We start from the raw sequence: 19,645 nt of genomic DNA on the forward strand, positions 1-19,645 counted from the left end.
ATAACTATAATGTTGCGGTGTCATATCAAGCCCAGGGTAACCTCGATAAAGCAGATAACACCGCAAAACTGAGTTACACAAAACTACGGTTCATTACATACCTCCTCTATTCAGATAGGAGGTATACTGGTAGAATCGGCGTGCGGGCGTTTAAGTGTAGGTTATTTGAATTGGTCAAAAAAATTCTAGCAATGATTAGTTTACGGTCTACTGTGCCTTTGAATAAAATAAAGTCTTTTAGTCCTGGCATCATTGGTTATTTCTGGGATTGCTTATGCTGAGAATGGAGAGTATTACATTTATCAAATAGATTCTGGGCAGCTGGGACAGAAGGAGCAAAGACAAGATAAATCGCTGGATAAAGTTTTTACAAGTCAAGATGATTTAGAAAAATACTTACATGGCTTTGGTGAATGGAGTCGGCAATTAAAATTAAAAGAGATAAATAACAGGTTGACCTATGAAATCCCTGAAGATGCGAGAGTACAGGGAAGGATTGGTGGTGAAATTTTATATAACTTATATGGGCTTGCACCAGATAAACGTCTACCAGGAAAAGAAGCTCTATCTCCAGAGGAAGCACTAAGAAAATATGCGAATTGTAATAAATCACTACCTATGGTACAACATTGTAAAGTTGAGGCGGTAACACAGATTTCACCGAATTGGAAGTATATAGGGTCGAGACCGAGCGATGATAATACTTTCTACTATGAATACTTTGCTGAATACGCGGTAGATTGGTCATATACAAGGGGTATTGACCAAATCAAGGGCAATAAAAGAACCACTGAATTCGTCTATAAGTATGTTGAATTTGATTGTTCGCAAGATGACGATGAGAAGCTACTTAAGCGGCATGGGCTTTATTTCCCTGAAGATGTAGAATCTGGTAAATGTAAATTATGGAACTATCCGATAGAGGTTTGGAGAACCAGCATTCCCTATAACGAAAACAAAAGTTGTAAAGTGTCGGCCGATCCTGTGGATTTATCCTCAGGTGATCTTTATGAAGAATTTACAGATGCAGTCGTTCATTCCCCTAATCCAATTGTCATTAAGCGCTACTATTCCACGAAGAGCTTTTGGACGCTTTCATTTTCAAGGCGGATTCAACGGGAAGAAGGTAGCGTAGAGCGTATAACAGCCATCAGGGATGATGGTTCTCAGTATTTGTTTATTAGAGTAGGTCCTGAATATATCGCGCGAGACGGGTTTAATGGCACGCTTAACTATGTTGCTAACAACAATGAAACCCCCTATTATGAGCTTAGGATGCCTAACGGGGATATAGAAACCTATCTCGCTCTCCCTGATAGTAATAAATTTTCACTGCGGAAAATAGTGACGCCAAAAGGCTACACGACTACGCTTACCCCTGTTGATGGCAAGGCAGCTATTGATATCGATGATGGTTTTGGTCATGTGGTCAGGTTGGAAAATAATAAGGGAGCAAACCAAGAATTTTTAATTAGATTGCCCAACAACCAAGTTGTTGTTTACCGATATACGCAGGGTAATCTTACCTCGGTGCGTTACCCTAGTGGCAGAAGTGTGCAATATCAGTATCAATCAATAGCTTCATCGAGGAATCCAATACTCAATCAGATACAGGATGCCTATAGTCAAATGATAAGTGCTTGGTTGTACAATAAGGATAACCGCGTAGCTTCAAATAACATATACAGATAACTGCGGAAGAGTGAATGTTTAAGCGGATAGGACTTTTATTATCAAGCCTTGTGGCTTTATCCATCGGCTATGGAGAAGCAGTAACAGGGCAATATCGATTTGATTACAAAGGGGACTCAACAACGGTGACGCTGCCGTTAGGAGGCACGGAAACCACGCGCTTTAGTCAAGTGAACGGGCAAAAGCTCATCAGTGCGGAAGTCGTGAAATCCCAAGATGGCAAGGTCATTGCCGAAACCAGATATGAGTACGATAGCCGAAACCAGCCTCAAAAGGTCACCTACCCCAACGGATCATCGTATGAGACCCACTACGATGATAAGGGGCTTTTGCTTTCTAAAACTGAGCATGCAGGCACACCGTTGGCTTTTACCACGAACTACACCTGGACAGAGGCGAGACTACCGAAAACAATACACTACAGCAATGGCTTGTCCGTAGGCTTTGAGTATGATGCGCATAACGAACCGCTTACGGTAACAAGGTCAGATGGCACGGTTTCGCAAACCTGGACATATACCTATGATAAATGGGCGCAACCCTTAACTGCACAAGCGCCTTACAATGACAAAGATCATTTGATCAAATACACCTACAACGCTCAGGAAATGCCTGCCACGATCAGCAATCAGCTGGGGCAAACGGTGACTTATGGCAAATATGATGAACTGGGGAATCTTTTATCAAAAACCGATGAAAATGGAGTGATAACAGAATACACCTACGATCCAATGGGACTGTTGCTGAGTGCCTCAGTGAACGGCAATACCACGACATTTTACCGTGATGGTAACGACCACTTGTCAGAACTGTTCTCCGCAGAAGGGGCTAAGACTGTATATGACTATAACTACTGGRGAGATTTAAAAAAGCTCATTGATGCTCAGGACAACAAAATTATTCAAACCCTTGATGGTATGGGCAATGTTGTTCAACGCGTGATCGTGGATAGCAGCGGTAATGAGGTTTTTAAGGTCAATTATACCTATAACTCATTAAATGAGTTGCAATCAATTACCGATGCCAATGGTCACAGTACGAGTTTTGAGTATGACGTTTCGGGCAATGTGATTAAAACCACCAATGCCAAGGGAGATGCCACGAACAACCAATACAATATTCAAAACAATGTTTCTGGCATAACGAATGCTTTATCGAACACTTCCACCTTAAGCTATGACCCCTCGGGTAACGTGACTTCTATTAGCGACTACAACGGCAACGTTGCTCATTACCAATATAATGCCTTTAACCAGCTGACGGAGGTGGATAGTCCAGACACGGGCAAAATGACCTATAGCTATAACGATAAAGGTCAGTTGGCGAATCAAAAAGATGCCAATGGCAAGGTCTTAAGCTACGCCTATGATCAGCTCAATCGCATCACTGAGGTGAGCAGCCATAATACGCCCGTTATCCAGTACAACTATGACCAGGGACAATATGGTATTGGCAGATTGTCATCGATCAAGAATCCAATAAGTGAAATTAGCAGCCGCTATGATGCTTGGGGGAACATTATTCAGCAAAGCTATGTGATTAACGGGACTCCATACGCAGTCGGTTATGGCTATAACAAAGATAGAGCGATTAACTCAATTACCTATCCCAGCGGATTAGCCGTGAGCTTGACTCGCGATAAGATTGGCAATATCACAGGTGTTACGGTCAATAGTAATGGGACACCGTCAACGATTGCCTCAGCCATCGCTTACTTACCTTTTGGTCCGATGAAATCTCTGACATTTGGCAATGGCGGTCAGTTGACAAGAACCTATGATAAAGCTTATCAGCTCACCCAACAGGTGGTGACGGGTGTTTCGGATGACCATTACCTTTATGACAAACTCGGCAATATCACGCAATTTATCAGCAAAGACGAGCCGACGAAAAGCAAAGACTATGTCTATGATGCCATTTCTCGCCTGACTTCAATGAAGTCGCAGCTCGAGACAGAAGGCTTTAGCTATGATGCCAACGGCAATCGCTTAAGCTATGTCAGCAACAAAGACGGTCAGACTGCAGAGGTCAGCTACCAGTATGATAAGGGAAGTAATAAGCTATCAAGCTATCAAGATGCCAAGCAAAATACCGTCACTCACGACAATAATGGCAATATCACGCAACTTGGAGAATTGAGCTTTGCGTATGATGTCTTTAACAATCTGACAAAGGTTACAAAAGATGGTAAAGAGCTGGCAAACTATGAGTACAGTCCTTATCAGCAAAGAATCGTTAAAACCGTCAATGGCAATCAAACCGTCTTTATCTACGATATCGGAGGGAAACTGATTGAGATCAGAGCGAAAGATGCGATTATCGACATTATTTACCTCAATGGCGAGCCGATCGCACAGCTTGTGAATGGCGCGACTTACTACTTTGTGAATGATGCACTAGGTACCCCTCAGTACTTAACAGGTCAAAACGGGCAGAAACAGTGGTCAGGTAATATTAATCCGTTTGAGGTAAATGCGTCTGGACAGGTGCAGCAGGATTTACGCTTCGCTGGACAAGTCGCGAACCCTGAAACGGGCTTAGTGTACAACAACGCCCGCGAGTATGTGCCCTTCTTGGGTCGATACCTTCAGGCGGATCCTTTGGGATTAGCCAGTGGCTCTTTGAATAACTATACCTATGTTGGGAATAATCCCATTAACTTGATTGATCCGATGGGTTTATCCGCAATGGATTATGTCACAAACTTTGCCAACGGCTTTAATGATACGACGACCTTTGGGTTGTCTAATTATGGTTATGATGAAGGTTATGGTATTAGTTATACAGTCGGTTCAGGGGCAGCAATGGCTGCTGGACTGTTTTATGGTGCGACAGAGTATAGAGCGCTCAATGCGTTAAGGCAGATGTTTACGCCCAGGGTTGTGGCAGAGATCGAGCAGGCAGCAAAGACTGGGCAGATTTGTGCTAAATCTGCTTATAATCCAATGAATAAAGGACCACTTGCGCAGTCAATTGCAGATACATTTAGAGGTGGTAGTTATAATGAAGTTACTCTTCAAGAAAGCACTCAATTATACCGAGTATATGGTGGCTCAGCTGGTAAGATAGGTTCATACTGGACTAGAACAAAACCTACAGGTCACCTCCAATCACAGTTGGATTCAGCTTTAGCCCCACAATGGGGGAATACAGCTGAAAAAACTGCCAGTATAACGGTTCCCAAAGGAACAAAAATATATGAAGGAGCCGCTGCTTCACAGTCCACCGGAGTTGGACAAATCATAGGCGGAGGCAATCAAGTATACATACCAAAGGTTAGCCCATCATGGATAAATTAATTAGGAAGTTAAACCATCTACGTGATTTGCTTAAAAGCTGTCAATCTATGTTAGATTTATTTGGTGAAAAAGAGTGGTCTGATAAGATTGGTCAAACGACAAAAGCGGATGGTATTGATCCTTCTAAGGTTTTATCATGGTACGGTGGAATGGGGTCTTTTAATGATCTGCTAATATCAGGTTACAATGGTCACGAAGTTAAGCAAGAAGATGAAGATGTAGTAAATGCAGAATTATCTGACTTAAGAAATAAAATTTACTTAGAAGCAAAAGAGATTTTTGATCAGACTTTATAATCGATCCTAAAAATGTAAATGTAATAGATTTTTCAATACTCAAACCATAGGATTAACAATGGAAAATAAATATTTTGGTATGACGGTTAATGAGAGACTTTATGTAAGCGGTTTAATGGATGAGTTTGATAAGGCTGTTGTTAATAAAGACACCAAAAAAGTTCGCTCCATCCTTGAGGATGTTGAGTTAGTTGAGGAATCTATCAAGCCAACTTTGAGAGAAAGCTAGAAGTTGGTGGTCATCCAATAAGTAATGGTCATTTGGATATAGTGAATTAGAAAATGAGGGCGAAACTAAAAGAATTTTACTCTCTGGATTTGGATATCGATTCGTATTGGTCGGATCAACTCGATAATTTTGGCTTTTGGGTTCGAGCTATGATTGGTCCAGAAGGTGAAGAAGGGGTCGAGTCTTTTGATATACGGATATGTACTCCAAAGTGGCTTATATCGAAATACTCTGCTGAAGAAGTTCTCTTTGGTCGCCACATGTTAATTGTTTTTGAATATGACTTGGACAGAATCAAAAACAAAATATCTCGTTATTGTGATAGTTGCTTTGGCGAAACCTGGCAAGAAATAGCAAATAAACTCAGTAGGATTGGTTATTGGGAATTTGAGGATTATACCCCCGCATAAAGCAGCCATGCGATGTGGGGCTTGGTTTAAATCACTTCCCAGGGTTTATTTTCCATTCTTGTCAGATCCAGGCTGGAAGTTCAGCGAGAAAACCAACTTTTGGCATCCTCCAATGAAGGAGATAGGGGTCGGATGAGGTCTGTAGTTTGACATTTTTGGTAACGAGAGCAGAGCTAATTTTCGTCTCACAGTCTCAAAAACCAGCTGCTCAGACTTTCTTATTCTTACGTGACTTCGACGTAAGAAACATTGAATCACATGCTCGAAGCAAGTATTTTTATGTCGAACTCACGTTATTCTTGTAGAATTCAGCCTGTTGTTCTGAGGCTTATGATGTAGCCTTAGCCAAGCATTATGCTGAAGTACTCTGTGAGGGTGAAGATCTTAATGACTATTTATTTGAAGGTCGCTACTTCTCTTTTACCCTGCCGTTTCGTAAAACGGAGGATGATGGCAAGGGTAAAAAGCCTGAGCTTTTTTTGGTTGAATAATCTGCGTGGGCACGTAATTAGCCAAAGCGTGTCGGTGTGAGTGATCAGTGTCCGTCACACGACGACTCACACTTAGGGAGCGAGATGTTTAAAGTTCGCCATTTAATAGCTGGGGCTATTGCCAAAACTCAACAATTGCTTTGTTTGCTACTTCTCGTATCAACATCGTTAATGCGTCTTTAACTTCATTTTCTACTGTATAACGTGAGTTCGACGTAAGAAACATGGAATGACATGCTCAAAGCAAGTATTTTTAAGCAGTTCAAGGCTTTTGCACTTAAAAAGCACAGGACTAGCTGCGCTAATTTGAGCATTTTTAAGTGCATACTAACGCAGAAATGCTTGAAAAGACGACGCTTTGACAAGGTTTTTTATGTCGAACTCACGTTGTATACTACCCCAAAGAATCTAGGCAATTGTTTTGAACATTGATATATAAATCATCCTTGCCTTAACGAGTAAAAACCGCAACCATATGCAGTATTGCTGCAAGGATAAAAAACGAGGCTAACACATGAAACGTCTACCGATTGGTATTTCAAGTTTTGAAAAAATAAGAAGCGAAGATTATGTTTATATTGATAAGACACAACATGTTTTTAATTTGGTGAACATAGGAGGGTGCCGCTATTTTCTGTCACGTCCGCGCCGATTTGGCAAGTCTCTCTTAATCGATACAATCAAACAGGCATTTGAGGGAAACAAAAAATTATTTAAAGGCTTATACCTCGAGAACCATTGGGATTGGGAAATAAGATACCCCGTTTTGCACTTTACATTCGGAAGTGGAAATGTTAGGAGCCCTGATGCTTTGGATGAGAAAATTGGCAGTTTTTTAGACGACTATTATACGCAGTATCAGCTTGAAAATGTGTATCGTGAAGTGAGTATACGGTTTGAGTATTTGATCAAGCATATAGCGAAAAGCGTGGGTCAAGTCGTGATTTTGGTGGATGAATACGACAAACCCATTCTCGATAACATTGATCGCAGTGAGATCGCTTGTGCCATGCGTGAGCGACTTAGAAACTTCTATAGTGTGATTAAAGCTCAAGATGAGCATGTTAAGTTCACCATGCTGACAGGCGTATCCAAATTCAGCAAGGTGAGCCTGTTTAGTGATCTTAATCATCTGGATGATATCACCTTAGATGGGCGTTATGCCGATATTTGTGGTTATAATCAAGCCGAACTGGATGCCTCTTTTAAGGTATATTTAGAGGAGGGTAACGTTGATCACAAATTGTTAAAGTACTGGTATAATGGCTACAATTTTTCTGGTTCTGAGTGCCAAAATGTGTATAACCCATTTGATATTTTACTGTTTATCAACAAAGGATATCATTATCAAAATTACTGGTTTGAAACGGCTACTCCCACTTTTCTCATCAAAATGATTGAAAAGAGTTGCTATTTTATCCCTGATTTAGAAAGGATTGTTGTGGGTGAAGATCTGCTAAGAACGTTTCATGTCGATAATATGCCCGTTACAACGCTGCTTTTTCAGACAGGTTATTTAACGGTTAAACAAATGACTGCAGAAGGGCAGCGCGCGACTTATCAATTGGGTTACCCTAATTACGAGGTCAAATACAGTTTAAATGAGAGTCTGGCAAATATTGGGACAACAGCAGATCACAAAAACAGGGTGCTTAATCATCTGACTACGGCACTAGTGAAGGAGGACTTTCAAGGATTAAAAAATATCTTCAGCAGTCACTTTGCGAGTATTCCCAACGATTGGTATCGCAAGAATAAGATTGATCAATATGAAGGCTTTTATGCCAGTATTGTTTATAGTTTTTTTGTTGCATTGGGTTATGAAGTGGTTGCTGAAGACGTGACGAATCAGGGAAAAATTGATTTAACACTCATTATGTCAGATAAGGTGTTGATTATTGAGTTTAAGTTAAAAAAACATGGTGATGCGAAAGCAGCCATTGAGCAAATTAAAGAAAAAAATTATGCTCAGAAGTATAGGAACTCTAATAAGCCAATCTATTTAGTTGGGATAAGTTTTGATCCCAAAGAGCGTAATGTAGTTGATTTGCTTGCTGAGCAGTATTAAGTAGGGAATTAACATGAAAACAAGTCTAATAAAAAACAAAAGTGCCTGGATTGTATTTGCCTATGATGTATGTTCGGCACTGCTTTCGTGGGCTATCGTGCATGCACTTATTTGGGGTAGGATAAGCGGTTTTGCTTTTAGTCAGTTTATCTTTGTGGCGATTGCTTTTACCATATCCACGAAACTATTTAGAACCTATGCCTCGCTATGGAAGACTGTTTCAGCTGAGGATCTAAAAAGGAATATTTACTCGGTTATTCTTGGGGCAGCCGTTTTTTTTGCCTTAGAGTTTATTGCTAATAGAATGGCTTATGTTGCACGTTCTGAGGTTGTTTTCTACCCTGCTGTGACATTGCTCATTACGCTGGCAGGACGATTTTTTTATCGGCAATACTTGCTGGGCTTAAGAAAAAGAAATGCAAAAAAAATGATTATCATTGGAGGTGGTGATGGTGCCAGCCTGTTTTTGCGCGAAAATGATGCCCTAAATAGACCTTATAATATCCTAGGTATATTCGATGATAACAAGGAATTGCAAGGTAAGTTACTTCGCAATAATACGATTGTGGGACCCATTGATTTTTTAGTGAAGGAGAGTTTTTTATCTAAATATCCAGCAGATGAAATCTTAATTGCGATTCCTTCACTGGATAAAATTAAACTGCAAGAGATATATCAGAAAGTGGCGAAACTTGGTCTGCCTATCAAAATACTCCCATCATTAATGGAATTAACGCATGGTGCAAAATTCATGGATCTTAAAGAAGTTAAGATTGAAGATCTTTTGGGGCGTGATCAAGTTATTATCAATTCTGAAAAGTTAGCCAAAGCCTACTTGGAAAAAACCATATTAGTAACGGGAGGTGCTGGATCCATTGGTTCAGAAATATGTCGGCAACTATTAGCAAAATCCCCCCCTAAAGTGTTGATTATTTTAGATCATAGCGAATACAATCTCTATTTGATCGAGAGGGAGCTAAGCTTAATTTCCCATCAGACAAAGCTTAAATTTAGTTTAACCAGTGTTACGGACCAGCGCGGACTATCTCATCTGTTTCAGTCAAATAAGATTGACGTTATTTTTCATGCAGCAGCTTATAAGCATGTGCCATTGCTGGAAGACCAACCCAAAATGGCGATTCAAAACAATATCATTGGAACGAAAAATATGGTTGATTTGAGTTTGCAGCACAAAGTAGAACGGTTCCTTCTGGTTTCAACGGATAAAGCGGTTAATCCTACTAATGTTATGGGAGCAACAAAGCGAATTGCTGAGTTATATGTCAATGCACAAAAAAATGAGCATACTAAGTTTATGGTGACTCGTTTTGGCAATGTTCTGGGATCGGCAGGAAGTGTCGTGCCCCTTTTTAAAGAACAGCTAAAGAAAGGAGGTCCCATTACCGTAACCCACAAGGATATTGAGCGCTATTTTATGACTATTCCTGAAGCCTCTTTGCTGGTTGTTTTATCATGTGCTATTGGCGTAGGGGGTGAAACTTTTGTTCTGGAAATGGGGCAAGCTGTTAAAATAGTTGAGCTTGCTGAGCAGATGATAAAGTTATCAGGTAAAAAGCCGTATGTGGATATTGATATTCAGTTCACAGGCTTAAGACCTGGTGAGAAAATGTACGAAGAACTTTTTTACTCAAAAGAGGAATTAAGAGCTTCGGGATTTGACAAGTTATTAATTGGTCAATCCACACATTTAGAGTGTGAGAAAATGGACGAGGTCCTTAGGGTTCTTCTTGCAGATGAAAATAAAGAAGGTTTAATGAAGGTTATTGAATCTTTGAATAAATGTGAATTAATTGCAACGTAAATTAGTGGATAGTACATTTGCTAAAACAATGAAACTATTCATTGTTTCTTAACGCATTCGCTATTGTCAAAATTCAATCCTTCAAAATCAGCCGAAATTCAGTGCCAGAAAGTCTGCAAAAGGATTTACAATGGGTATAAAATGACTTTTTTAAGATAAACTCCCAAAATCAAACGATCAAAGGAAACTTATATTCATGAAACAAATCGTTTTTGCCTCTAGCAACAAGGGGAAAATCAAAGAAGTCAGTGAGATCCTCGCCCCTCTGGGTTTTGAAGTGATCCCGCAAACTGAATTTAGGGTGCCTGATGCGGATGAAACAGGATTAAGCTTTATTGAAAATGCCATTTTAAAGGCGCGCCACTGTTCGCATTTTACCAAATTACCTGCACTTGCGGACGACTCTGGTTTGTGTGTTGACGCTTTAAATGGAGCTCCTGGCATCTATTCTGCACGCTTCTCGGGTGAGCATGGTAATGATGAATCAAACATAGACAAACTGCTGAATGAAATGCAAGGTATTGCAGAAGCTGAACGTCAGGCGCACTTCCAATGTGTACTTGCTTTGGTCATGCACGAATATGATCCTATGCCCATCATCGCTGAGGGACGCGTCGATGGCAATATTACCCATGAGCGCCAAGGCAAGAATGGCTTTGGCTATAACCCTGTTTTTCTACTGCCCGAATATAATCTGACCATGGCGGAAGTGGATAATAACATTAAGAATACTATCAGCCATAGAGCGCGTGCCTTAGATAAATTAAAAGCGAGGCTTCTTAGTCACCTGTGAAAAATGGACTTTGACAAAATCACTGCCGACTGTTATTTGAATAAGTACAAGGGGGTATGCAATACGCCCCCCACAATACGTTATTATGGACGAAGGTATTGTCCAATACCGAAAAATGCGTGCACTTAGGAGTGATTTTACACGTCTTTTCCATTAAACTTGGGCTTTGAAAAACAAAACAGTAAGCGATATTCATCATGAACGACGAGCAAGACAAAGATGATCTAACCCCAAAAACAAATGAATCCGCAGCACAACAAGAAACTTTCTTTGAGTTTCCATGCCAATTCCCCATTAAGATTATGGCTAATCCACAAAAAGAGGTGATTGAGTTTGTATTAAACACTTTAGAGAAATATATTGAAAATCCGGAAGCGATCAAATTCACCACCCGTGAAAGCAAAACAGGCAAGTATATTTCGATTACCGCCATCTTTGAGGCAACCAGTAAGGAACAGCTTGATAGTATTTATCAAGCGCTTAGTTCTCATCCAGAAATTCATATGGTTTTATAGCAATGACCATCAAAACGAAATACCTGGGGCTTGCTGAATATAATCAAGTTTATCAGTCAATGGTTGAGTTTACGGATGGGCGAGATGAGCTTACTGGTGATGAAATCTGGCTTGTGGAACATCCTGCTGTTTTCACTCAAGGTCGCCATGGCAAGGCTGAACACATTATCAATCCGCAAGAGGTTCCTGTTGTTCAGAGCGATCGTGGCGGGCAAGTCACTTATCACGGACCAGGGCAGGCGGTTATTTACTTTTTATTTGATTTAAAACGTTTAAATATCGGCATTAAGAACTTTGTTTGCCTAGTAGAAAGAAGTTGTATACGTCTTCTCAAACAATATGACATCGAAAGTCATACCATTGCCAAAGCCCCTGGAATTTATGTTGATCACGCAAAAATTGCTTCGCTGGGTCTTCGTGTCAAAAAGGGGCTAACCTATCACGGTATTGCGATCAACACCCGTATGGATCTCACGCCGTTTAGCTATATCAATCCATGTGGTTATCAACATTTGAAGATGACGCAAATACACGCACACAACCCTATGATTGACGTTTATAAAGTCCTAACTGAGTATGCACAAATCATTTGTGAAAACTTAGATAGGCCTATTTTCAGTTAGACCGTTATCCTGATTCTTGTCATAATAAGGCAACCATCGATTAATCAGCATTTTTATGCAATTAAAACCACGTAAATTATTATTAAATACAAAACAGCCTTTTGGGCTATGGTTTTTACTACTAGCCTCACTGCTGTATAGTGTGGGAACCACAGCGATCGCCGTAAACTTCTCTGGCTATCTTCACGGCATTGCTGATGACTCACAAGAGGGTTTAACCACTCAAATTCTTGCAACTAATTTCAATCTGCTTACCAACTTGTTTTTATACAGTGCCGCGGGACTGATTGGCGGTATTTTAGGCTATATGATTGGACATAGACGTTCTGTGACCATCGGGATGCTATACTCTGCTGTTGCTTTAATTCTATTATCGTTTAATAACTTATCGTTAATTGGTTTTGCTGCCTATGTGATTGGTGTTGGACTGGTTATCCCTAATTTATTCACTACCTTGAGTTTTCTCTATACACAAGACGATCCAAGGCGCCACGCAGGATTTACTTTGATGTATATGACAACGGTTTTAGGCGCGGCTTTGTCTTTATCCATTGGTGCTAGCCTAAGCACACTTAGCTACCAGGCATGGTTTATTACAATGGCTATTGTGAGTCTTATCGCGGCACTTGTTTTTCTCTACGCAGGGATTTACTTAAGCCATAATACGGGCTTAATCGATGGCATCGAGCCAAAGTATACCCCATCTACGTATAGCGTGCTATTTGTGCTTATTGTGCTTTCTTCAGTAACTGATTATCTACTGCAATATCAATCCATCCTGCAAATACTCATTCTCACCTTGGGTGTGCTTGCCTTCGTCGTGATGCTGATATACTCCTATTTAGAAAAAGATGACGCTCAACGTAGGCGTAACCGTGTTCTATTAACCTTGCTGGCTTTGAGCTTTTTTTCCTGGTTTGCCGATAAAAATATCATCACGATTTTTCTGAACTACCTAAACCTGTTTAACCGAAATTATGGCTTCTTTAGTGCTAAAAGCTTATCTGCGGATTTCTTTTTTGAAGCAAATATTGCGTTGGTGCTTATCATCGGTTTGATCTCAGCATTTCTTTGGAATAAGAACAAACACACTCAACACATGAAAAGGCTTATTCGCCTATTCAGTCTTGCTATTTTGCTCACCTCGATCTCTTGTGCTCTTCTGTTTTTTAGCTTCTTGACGCAATCCTTAAGTCATTTTGCCACGACGGGGAATTATTTACTGATCATCACCTTAACGCTTAACTCCATTGCCAAAGTTCTGCTATTGCCGCTTTATTACGCCATTGTTGGTAAGCTGTCACCCCGAAAATATGAATCGATCGTGATGGGATTTTTCTTCATCATCAATGCCGCCATTGGGGTGATCGTTTTTTCTTTAAATGCCAAAATATTGCGTCCACAAGCACTTATTGATACCTATAGCTCCCTATCATATCTCTACGGCTGCTTACTTATTCTTGGATTAGGATGCGCTTTGATTGCTTACTTGCTGGCGAAATTCATGCGTTACAATAAAAAAAGTGACCAAATTTAAGTCATTAACTATTGTTTTTTAAGCGCTGTTCCCATCACCGTCTTGTCATATTGTTGTACAGACACTCCTCGCATAATCTTGTCCAAAAGCTCTTCAGAGAACCCGGGCAATATAATTCAAATGAAAAAATCATCGTGTACAGAGAATGGTAATACTTAATGCTTACCTTTTTGCAAATTCACCCACTCGGCAATCGCATAAATCGGGGTGCCTAAGAAAAACAAAATCATGCCATAGTAGACAACTTCTTGCCCAGAGCCGAGTATTGTCCAGAATGAATACGCACAAGCTAAAACGGCAATGATAATACCCGCCTGCCAGAATGGGCTGTTTTTATCCTGCTGCTTGATGACGAGAATACATGAGATTGTTGTATAAAAATAGGGAATAAGGGCTGCCAGTACTGCCATGAGAATAATCAGTTCAAACTGCGCAACGAGATCTCGTGAGGTTGTCAATAATAATAGAATTGTCATGAGCACAGCTCCCAGAATGAGTCCAAACACAGGGGAGCCAAGCTTGTTCTCCTGGGCAAAAATTTTTGGGAAAAGCTGGGTCTCTGCCATCGCTTTTGAAACCGCAGCACTAACCATAACCCAACCATTTAGCGTTCCAAGACAAGCAATTACCGCCGCAACAGCAATGATAATTGCCCCATTCTTGCCAATCATTTCCTGCGCTGCCAGAGCAAATGGGGCGTTGGAGTTTTCTAAGCTTGCTGCTGGAAGCATGCCCATAATCACTGCTGAGCTTGCAATATAAATAAAGGCTGCAATTAAAGTTCCCGTTAAGGTTGCAAGCGGAATGGTTTTTTGCGGATTTTTGACCTTGCTGACGGAAACCGTTGCGGCTTCAAGACCTATGAATGCCCATAATGTTAAAGAAGCGGCTGCACTAAGTGCATGCAGATTGGATGATCCAGAATGGTTAAAATCAAGATAATATTGTGGCTCTATGTACCATATTCCTGCAACGATGATAAACAGAAGAGGAATGCTCTTTCCGATCATGGACAACATCTGTAACCAGCCAACACTTCGGACTCCGAGCATATTGAAGAAGGTTAATAGCCAGATAATGCCAATGGCAGCGATTGAAGTGAGGGTTTTATCTTCCAGAATCGGGAAGAAAAAGCTTAAATAGCCAACCATTGCCAAGGCAATGGCGCAATTTCCGACCCAAAGTGAAACCCAATAACCAAAACCGCTTTGGAAGCCCATAAACTTACCCATGCCCACTCGAACATAGATATAAGGACCACCATCCATTTTGGGCACAAGACGAGTGAAATGACTAAACACTAGCGCCAGAAGGATCGACCCTATTGCCGTAAAAATCCACGCCAAAATACTGATGGAGCCAAATTTTGCCAAACCTGAAGGCAATAAAAAGATTCCTGATCCCACCATATTTCCAGACACCAGTGCAACGAGCATCCAGAAGCTCATATATTTTTTTTCCTGCATAACCTTTCAACTTCCCAATGATATTGTGGGCTTGTGCAAATAATTCGCCCAAGCGTGTCGGTGTGAGTAATCAGTGTCACACTGCAACTCACACTTAGTAATGGGCGGGGAACCCTGTCAAAATCACCAAGCATAAAAAAGGGCGTACTTTCAAAAAGTACACCCCTTAAATTCACTCAGTAACAGCTATCACTAGGCAGCTAAGGCTTGTTTGGCTTTTTCAACTAATTGCGCAAACGCATCTTTGTTGAATACCGCTAACTCAGCCAATACTTTACGATCAAGCTCAATGTTTGCTTTCTTTAAGCCATTGATAAATTGGCTGTAGCTTAAATCATGCTGACGTGCGGCTGCATTAATACGCACAATCCAAAGCGCTCTGAATTGTCTTTTTCTTTGCTTGCGATCACGATAAGCATACTGCCCCGCTTTGATCACGGCCTGTTTAGCTACGCGATATACACGCGAGCGCGCACCATAATAACCTTTGGCCTGGTTTAAAATCTTTTTATGACGACGGCGTGCTTGCACACCTCTTTTTACTCTAGGCATAATCTACTCCACTTTAAAAAATTATTAACACTTTATGCGTACGGCATTTGCTGAAGCAAACTTGGCACGTCTACTTTGGCGACTTGAGACATCCCACGCAAGTGGCGCTTACGCTTGGTTGTCATCTTCGTGTTAATGTGAGCACGGTTAGCTGAGCGATGTTTGAAACCACCCTTACCCGTTCTTTTAAAGCGCTTAGCAGCACCTCGGTTTGTTTTTATTTTTGGCATAATATACTCCGCATTTTACCATTTTTATGACACGACCAAGCTTGCACTTGTCACGTGCTATTTTTTCTTAGGTCCTAAAACCATAACCATCTGGCGACCTTCCATTTTCGGTCGGTGCTCAACCACGCCGTAAGACTCCAGATCCGCTTCCAATCGCTTCAGCATTTCGACGCCTAGCTCCTGGTGCGCCATCTCGCGCCCTCTAAAACGAACGGTGATCTTGACTTTATCGCCACCTTCAAGAAACTTTATCAGGTTGCGTAGTTTTACCTGATAGTCCCCAACATCAGTACCAGGTCGAATTTTAATTTCTTTAACCTGCATCTGCTTTTGCTTTTTTTTCGCAGCGGCTTTTTTCTTGCCTTGTTCAAACAAGAATTTACCATAATCCATGATACGGCACACAGGAGGGGCTGCTTGTGAAGCAATCTCAACCAGATCCATGCCATGTTCTTCTGCTTTTGCTAGTGCCTCTCTAGTGGAAACGACACCAATCTGCTCTCCTTCAGGTCCGACCAGACGAACCTCTTTCGCCTTAATACTCTCGTTAATTGGCGTTTTTTGGTCTGCTTTGTTAATAACTCAAACTCCTAATTTAGGTTCACTCGACCTTTTTCTCAATTTCTGCCAACAAAAGTTCAGTAAGCGCATCAATATTTAACGCGCCTAGATCGGTACCATCTTGCTTTCTGACGGTGATTTGACCTAAAGACTGCTCTTTTTCTCCAGCAATTACGATAAATGGCACTCTGGACAAAGTGTGCTCGCGGATTTTAAACCCAATTTTTTCATTTCTCAAGTCAATTTGTGTGCGAACACCAAGTTTTCTTAAGTTTCGTTCAACTTCTTGCAAATACTGATCCTGTTTATTGCTGATCCCTGTCAGCACAACTTGCACAGGAGCAAGCCATACAGGTAACTTCCCCGCATAATGCTCAATCAAGATGCCAATAAAACGCTCAAGAGATCCACATATCGCTCGATGCAACATCACGGGATGCTTTTTGCTTCCATCTTCATCAACATACTCAGCATTTAAACGAACTGGCATAGAAAAATCTAGCTGTACTGAACCTGTTGTCCATGAACGACTCAAACAGTCTTTGATCTCAAATTCAATTTTAGGTCCATAAAATGCACCTTCCCCAGGCATAACCTTCCAATCAAGTCCTTTGGCATCAAGCGCGTCAGCAAGGGCTTTTTCTGCCTTTTCCCAAACTTCATCGGCACCAATTCTTTTTTCAGGACGCGTGGACAGTTTAACAGCAATATCAGTTAAGCCAAATCTGGTATAGACTTCAAAAAGCATGTCAATAAAGTGCATGACTTCGGACTGGATTTGCGATTCCATACAAAAGATGTGAGCATCGTCTTGAACGAAGTTCCTTGTGCGCATAATGCCATGCAATGCTCCAGATGCCTCGTTTCGGTGACAAGAACCAAATTCGGCAAGTCTAAGTGGTAGATTGCGATAGCTGGTAATCCCTTGCCTATAGATCTGCACATGACATGGACAATTCATTGGTTTTATCGCATATTGGCGATTGTCCACCTCTAAACTATACATGTCTTCATGAAATTTCTCCCAATGCCCTGACTTTTCCCATAAACTGCGATCAACAATTTGCGGAGTTTTAACCTCTTGGTACCCATATTTAACAAACATAGAACGCATGTACTGTTCAACGGTCTGCCAAATCACCCATCCTTTAGGATGCCAAAATACCATTCCAGGGGCTTCTTCCTGCAAATGAAATAGATCCATCGTCTTGCCAATCTTGCGATGATCCCGTTTTTCTGCTTCTTCCAGGCGTGTTAAATAGTCTTTAAGTTGTTTTTTATCTGCCCAGCAAGTTCCATAAATACGTGTCAACATCTCATTTTTTGAATCACCGCGCCAATAGGCGCCAGCAACACGCATAAGCTTAAATGCTCTAAGGTGCGAGGTGTTTGGCACATGGGGTCCGCGACATAAATCCGTAAAATCTCCTTGGCTATAAAGACTTAGGGTATCACTCTCTGGTAAATCTTTAATGATTTCAGCCTTATAGTTCTCACCGATCGCCTCAAAATAAGTGATTGCATCGACACGAGATTTCACTGAGCGCTCAACCGGCTGAGCTAAATTAGCAAGTTCATACATACGCGCTTCAATTTTCTCTAAATCTTCAGGCGTGAACGCGCGCTCATATGAGAAATCATAAAAAAACCCATCTTCAATCACAGGACCAATAGTGACTTGCGCCTTTGGATAAAGCTGTTTTACCGCTTGCGCTAGTAAGTGCGCGCAAGAGTGGCGTAAAATTCCCAGACCTTTCGTATCTTTTGCCGTAATCAGGGTTAGGGTTGTATCGTCATTAATAACAAAACTTGTATCGACGTCCATTCCATTGACCACCCCTGCCAAGGTTGCTTTTGCTAACCCTGCACCAATATCAAGCGCAACGTTATAAACAGACACAGGTTTATCAAACCCGCGCTTCGACCCATCTGGCAATGTAATTACAGGCATTTTTTACTCCATTTTTGTTGTACGTGGTTTTTGGGCTTGCTTTCTTTACAGAAGCATATGTCAGGCTAGCGCAATATTCTCAAGGATTACTATCTTTACTGTCAAGCATTGTGATTGACGAAGCTTAAGAAAATAATAGCGAACGGAAGCTATTTGGGATGATTCAACAAGGACTGCGTGAAGACATTCCGCAAGACTGGTATGTCAAAACGGTAATCTACTCCCTTAGCAAACAAGGGTATCGAACAAGCGCCAAGTTGATGCTTAAAGAGCTCAACGAGTAAAAAAGATTGTGTAAGCAAAATTAAATATTTGCACAAACTCGCTTTAGATTTGTTTTTAGAATTCATCAAAAGCACCAATCAAGGTAGTACCGTCATGTTTGTCGGTATTATTCTAACATTAATTATTTGAGGGTATTTTTGAGGGTATTCAACATTTTTGTTTGCCTTTGAAACGTACCTGTATCTATTGATTCTAAAAGGTTTTGATGGGGAGAATATCTTTGACTATGGCGGAGAGAGGGGGATTCGAACCCCCGATGGAGTTTTTGGTCCCCATACTCCCTTAGCAGGGGAGCGCCTTCAGCCTCTCGGCCATCTCTCCGCGATACCGCAACAATTTATCGACTTAGCCTTTTGATGTCAAGCGCTTCATTACCATATTTTTCAGGGCAAGCGTGCCTTATTCCGTATCGCCCAGTGAGTGCTCACCTTTTATGCGCACAAAGATTTCTTCTCGATGCACGGAGACATCTTTTGGGGCACTAATGCCTAGTCGAACCTGATTGCCTTTGACCCCTAAAACAGTCACTGTTACTTCATCCCCAATCATAACAGTCTCACCAATTTTTCTTGTTAAAATTAACATCTTAAAGTTACTCCTTAATTATGTCGCTTTATCTTCGAAAGCTGCCTACATTTATATCAACTCCCCACATGGAACGGACATCCCAGACCTAAAATGCTTTTAGTCCTTGTCAGAAAGTATAGATGCAAAATACTCATCTGCATCAGAACGGCGTAATTCTATATAAAATAATAATTTTTACTAGTTTTTTATGCACCAAATCTCTGTATACGAAGAAAAATAATGCTTCAAGCGGCAGTT

Annotated in this window: 18 protein-coding genes and 1 tRNA gene; 12 read left to right on the plus strand and 7 right to left on the minus strand. The window is 41.0% G+C overall.

The genetic code is table 11. From position 1 onward, the window contains the following. Positions 1–252 precede the first annotated feature (252 nt). The 11 genes from CU053_RS05750 (at position 253) to CU053_RS05795 (ending at position 13,775) form a co-directional block, all read left to right on the plus strand. Positions 253–1,692 (plus strand): DUF6531 domain-containing protein, encoded by a 1,440-nt coding sequence (locus CU053_RS05750; RefSeq protein ID WP_100550808.1) that lies wholly within the window; start codon positions 253–255, stop codon positions 1,690–1,692. Positions 1,693–1,706: 14 nt separating this feature from the next. Continuing rightward, a complete protein-coding gene (locus CU053_RS05755) occupies positions 1,707–4,991 on the plus strand; it encodes an RHS repeat domain-containing protein (RefSeq protein ID WP_100550809.1) in 3,285 nt (1,094 codons plus the stop codon). Then, complete coding sequence (locus CU053_RS05760) at positions 4,979–5,287, plus strand: DUF6966 domain-containing protein (protein ID WP_100550810.1); 309 nt, start codon at positions 4,979–4,981, stop codon at positions 5,285–5,287. The genes CU053_RS05755 and CU053_RS05760 overlap by 13 nt, the downstream gene beginning before the upstream one ends. A 58-nt stretch (positions 5,288–5,345) precedes the next feature. After that, positions 5,346–5,516 (plus strand): hypothetical protein, encoded by a 171-nt coding sequence (locus CU053_RS06480; protein ID WP_199244224.1) that lies wholly within the window; start codon positions 5,346–5,348, stop codon positions 5,514–5,516. Positions 5,517–5,569: 53 nt separating this feature from the next. Continuing rightward, the gene (locus tag CU053_RS05765; RefSeq protein WP_100550811.1) at positions 5,570–5,926 is read left to right on the plus strand and encodes an immunity 8 family protein; all 357 of its coding nucleotides are present in this window, start codon (positions 5,570–5,572) and stop codon (positions 5,924–5,926) included. A 1,005-nt stretch (positions 5,927–6,931) separates the two neighbouring features. Continuing rightward, entirely contained in the window at positions 6,932–8,485 is a 1,554-nt protein-coding gene (locus CU053_RS05770) for an ATP-binding protein (RefSeq protein ID WP_100550812.1), read from the plus strand. A gap of 13 nt (positions 8,486–8,498) precedes the next feature. Continuing rightward, positions 8,499–10,307 (plus strand): polysaccharide biosynthesis protein, encoded by a 1,809-nt coding sequence (locus CU053_RS05775; RefSeq protein ID WP_100550813.1) that lies wholly within the window; start codon positions 8,499–8,501, stop codon positions 10,305–10,307. 196 nt (positions 10,308–10,503) lie between these two features. Beyond that, positions 10,504–11,100, plus strand: coding sequence for an XTP/dITP diphosphatase (locus CU053_RS05780; protein ID WP_100550814.1), 597 nt, complete (start codon positions 10,504–10,506; stop codon positions 11,098–11,100). Between the two features lie 197 nt (positions 11,101–11,297). After that, positions 11,298–11,615 carry an HP0495 family protein gene (locus CU053_RS05785; protein ID WP_100550815.1) on the plus strand — a complete coding sequence of 106 codons (318 nt, stop codon included), beginning with the start codon at positions 11,298–11,300 and terminating at the stop codon, positions 11,613–11,615. Positions 11,616–11,617: 2 nt separating this feature from the next. After that, the gene (gene lipB / locus CU053_RS05790; protein WP_100550816.1) at positions 11,618–12,238 is read left to right on the plus strand and encodes a lipoyl(octanoyl) transferase LipB; all 621 of its coding nucleotides are present in this window, start codon (positions 11,618–11,620) and stop codon (positions 12,236–12,238) included. Positions 12,239–12,293: 55 nt separating this feature from the next. Beyond that, positions 12,294–13,775, plus strand: coding sequence for an MFS transporter (locus CU053_RS05795; protein WP_100550817.1), 1,482 nt, complete (start codon positions 12,294–12,296; stop codon positions 13,773–13,775). A 155-nt stretch (positions 13,776–13,930) separates the two neighbouring features. Here CU053_RS05795 and CU053_RS05800 read toward each other — a convergent pair whose 3' ends face one another. The 5 genes from CU053_RS05800 to thrS form a co-directional block, all read right to left on the minus strand. Then, positions 13,931–15,241, minus strand: a complete 1,311-nt coding sequence (locus CU053_RS05800) for an amino acid permease (RefSeq protein WP_100550818.1) — start codon at positions 15,239–15,241, stop codon at positions 13,931–13,933. 192 nt (positions 15,242–15,433) lie between these two features. Beyond that, on the minus strand, positions 15,434–15,793 hold the full coding sequence (gene rplT / locus CU053_RS05805; protein WP_100550819.1) for a 50S ribosomal protein L20: 360 nt from the start codon (positions 15,791–15,793) through the stop codon (positions 15,434–15,436). 32 nt (positions 15,794–15,825) lie between these two features. Then, entirely contained in the window at positions 15,826–16,023 is a 198-nt protein-coding gene (gene rpmI / locus CU053_RS05810) for a 50S ribosomal protein L35 (RefSeq protein WP_100550820.1), read from the minus strand. Between the two features lie 57 nt (positions 16,024–16,080). Next, complete coding sequence (gene infC, locus CU053_RS05815; protein WP_100550821.1) at positions 16,081–16,602, minus strand: translation initiation factor IF-3; 522 nt, start codon at positions 16,600–16,602, stop codon at positions 16,081–16,083. Positions 16,603–16,624: 22 nt separating this feature from the next. Further along, on the minus strand, positions 16,625–18,535 hold the full coding sequence (gene thrS / locus CU053_RS05820) for a threonine--tRNA ligase (protein ID WP_100550822.1): 1,911 nt from the start codon (positions 18,533–18,535) through the stop codon (positions 16,625–16,627). Positions 18,536–18,693: 158 nt separating this feature from the next. Between thrS and CU053_RS06575 the strand changes: the two genes are divergently transcribed. Beyond that, positions 18,694–18,819: a hypothetical protein gene (locus CU053_RS06575; RefSeq protein WP_267901803.1), complete on the plus strand. Its 126-nt coding sequence runs from the start codon at positions 18,694–18,696 to the stop codon at positions 18,817–18,819. A 228-nt stretch (positions 18,820–19,047) separates the two neighbouring features. On the opposite strand, the gene CU053_RS05825 is transcribed toward CU053_RS06575, so the two are convergent. Further along, positions 19,048–19,141, minus strand: a tRNA-Ser gene (locus CU053_RS05825). Between the two features lie 78 nt (positions 19,142–19,219). Continuing rightward, the gene (gene csrA / locus CU053_RS05830) at positions 19,220–19,405 is read right to left on the minus strand and encodes a carbon storage regulator CsrA (protein ID WP_100550823.1); all 186 of its coding nucleotides are present in this window, start codon (positions 19,403–19,405) and stop codon (positions 19,220–19,222) included. Between the last annotated feature and the right edge of the window lie 240 nt (positions 19,406–19,645).

This window comes from Caedibacter taeniospiralis (assembly GCF_002803295.2).
Taxonomy (GTDB): domain Bacteria; phylum Pseudomonadota; class Gammaproteobacteria; order Francisellales; family Francisellaceae; genus Caedibacter; species Caedibacter taeniospiralis.

Coding starts and splice junctions, on each gene's coding strand:
- CU053_RS05760 (WP_100550810.1), top strand. CDS start 4,979: ATGGATAAATTAATTAGGAAGTTAAACCATCTACGTGATTTGCTTAAA.
- CU053_RS06480 (WP_199244224.1), top strand. CDS start 5,346: ATGGAAAATAAATATTTTGGTATGACGGTTAATGAGAGACTTTATGTA.
- CU053_RS05765 (WP_100550811.1), top strand. CDS start 5,570: ATGAGGGCGAAACTAAAAGAATTTTACTCTCTGGATTTGGATATCGAT.
- CU053_RS05770 (WP_100550812.1), top strand. CDS start 6,932: ATGAAACGTCTACCGATTGGTATTTCAAGTTTTGAAAAAATAAGAAGC.
- CU053_RS05775 (WP_100550813.1), top strand. CDS start 8,499: ATGAAAACAAGTCTAATAAAAAACAAAAGTGCCTGGATTGTATTTGCC.
- CU053_RS05780 (WP_100550814.1), top strand. CDS start 10,504: ATGAAACAAATCGTTTTTGCCTCTAGCAACAAGGGGAAAATCAAAGAA.
- CU053_RS05785 (WP_100550815.1), top strand. CDS start 11,298: ATGAACGACGAGCAAGACAAAGATGATCTAACCCCAAAAACAAATGAA.
- lipB (WP_100550816.1), top strand. CDS start 11,618: ATGACCATCAAAACGAAATACCTGGGGCTTGCTGAATATAATCAAGTT.
- CU053_RS05795 (WP_100550817.1), top strand. CDS start 12,294: ATGCAATTAAAACCACGTAAATTATTATTAAATACAAAACAGCCTTTT.
- CU053_RS05800 (WP_100550818.1), bottom strand. CDS start 15,241: ATGCAGGAAAAAAAATATATGAGCTTCTGGATGCTCGTTGCACTGGTG.
- rplT (WP_100550819.1), bottom strand. CDS start 15,793: ATGCCTAGAGTAAAAAGAGGTGTGCAAGCACGCCGTCGTCATAAAAAG.
- rpmI (WP_100550820.1), bottom strand. CDS start 16,023: ATGCCAAAAATAAAAACAAACCGAGGTGCTGCTAAGCGCTTTAAAAGA.
- thrS (WP_100550822.1), bottom strand. CDS start 18,535: ATGCCTGTAATTACATTGCCAGATGGGTCGAAGCGCGGGTTTGATAAA.
- CU053_RS06575 (WP_267901803.1), top strand. CDS start 18,694: ATGATTCAACAAGGACTGCGTGAAGACATTCCGCAAGACTGGTATGTC.
- csrA (WP_100550823.1), bottom strand. CDS start 19,405: ATGTTAATTTTAACAAGAAAAATTGGTGAGACTGTTATGATTGGGGAT.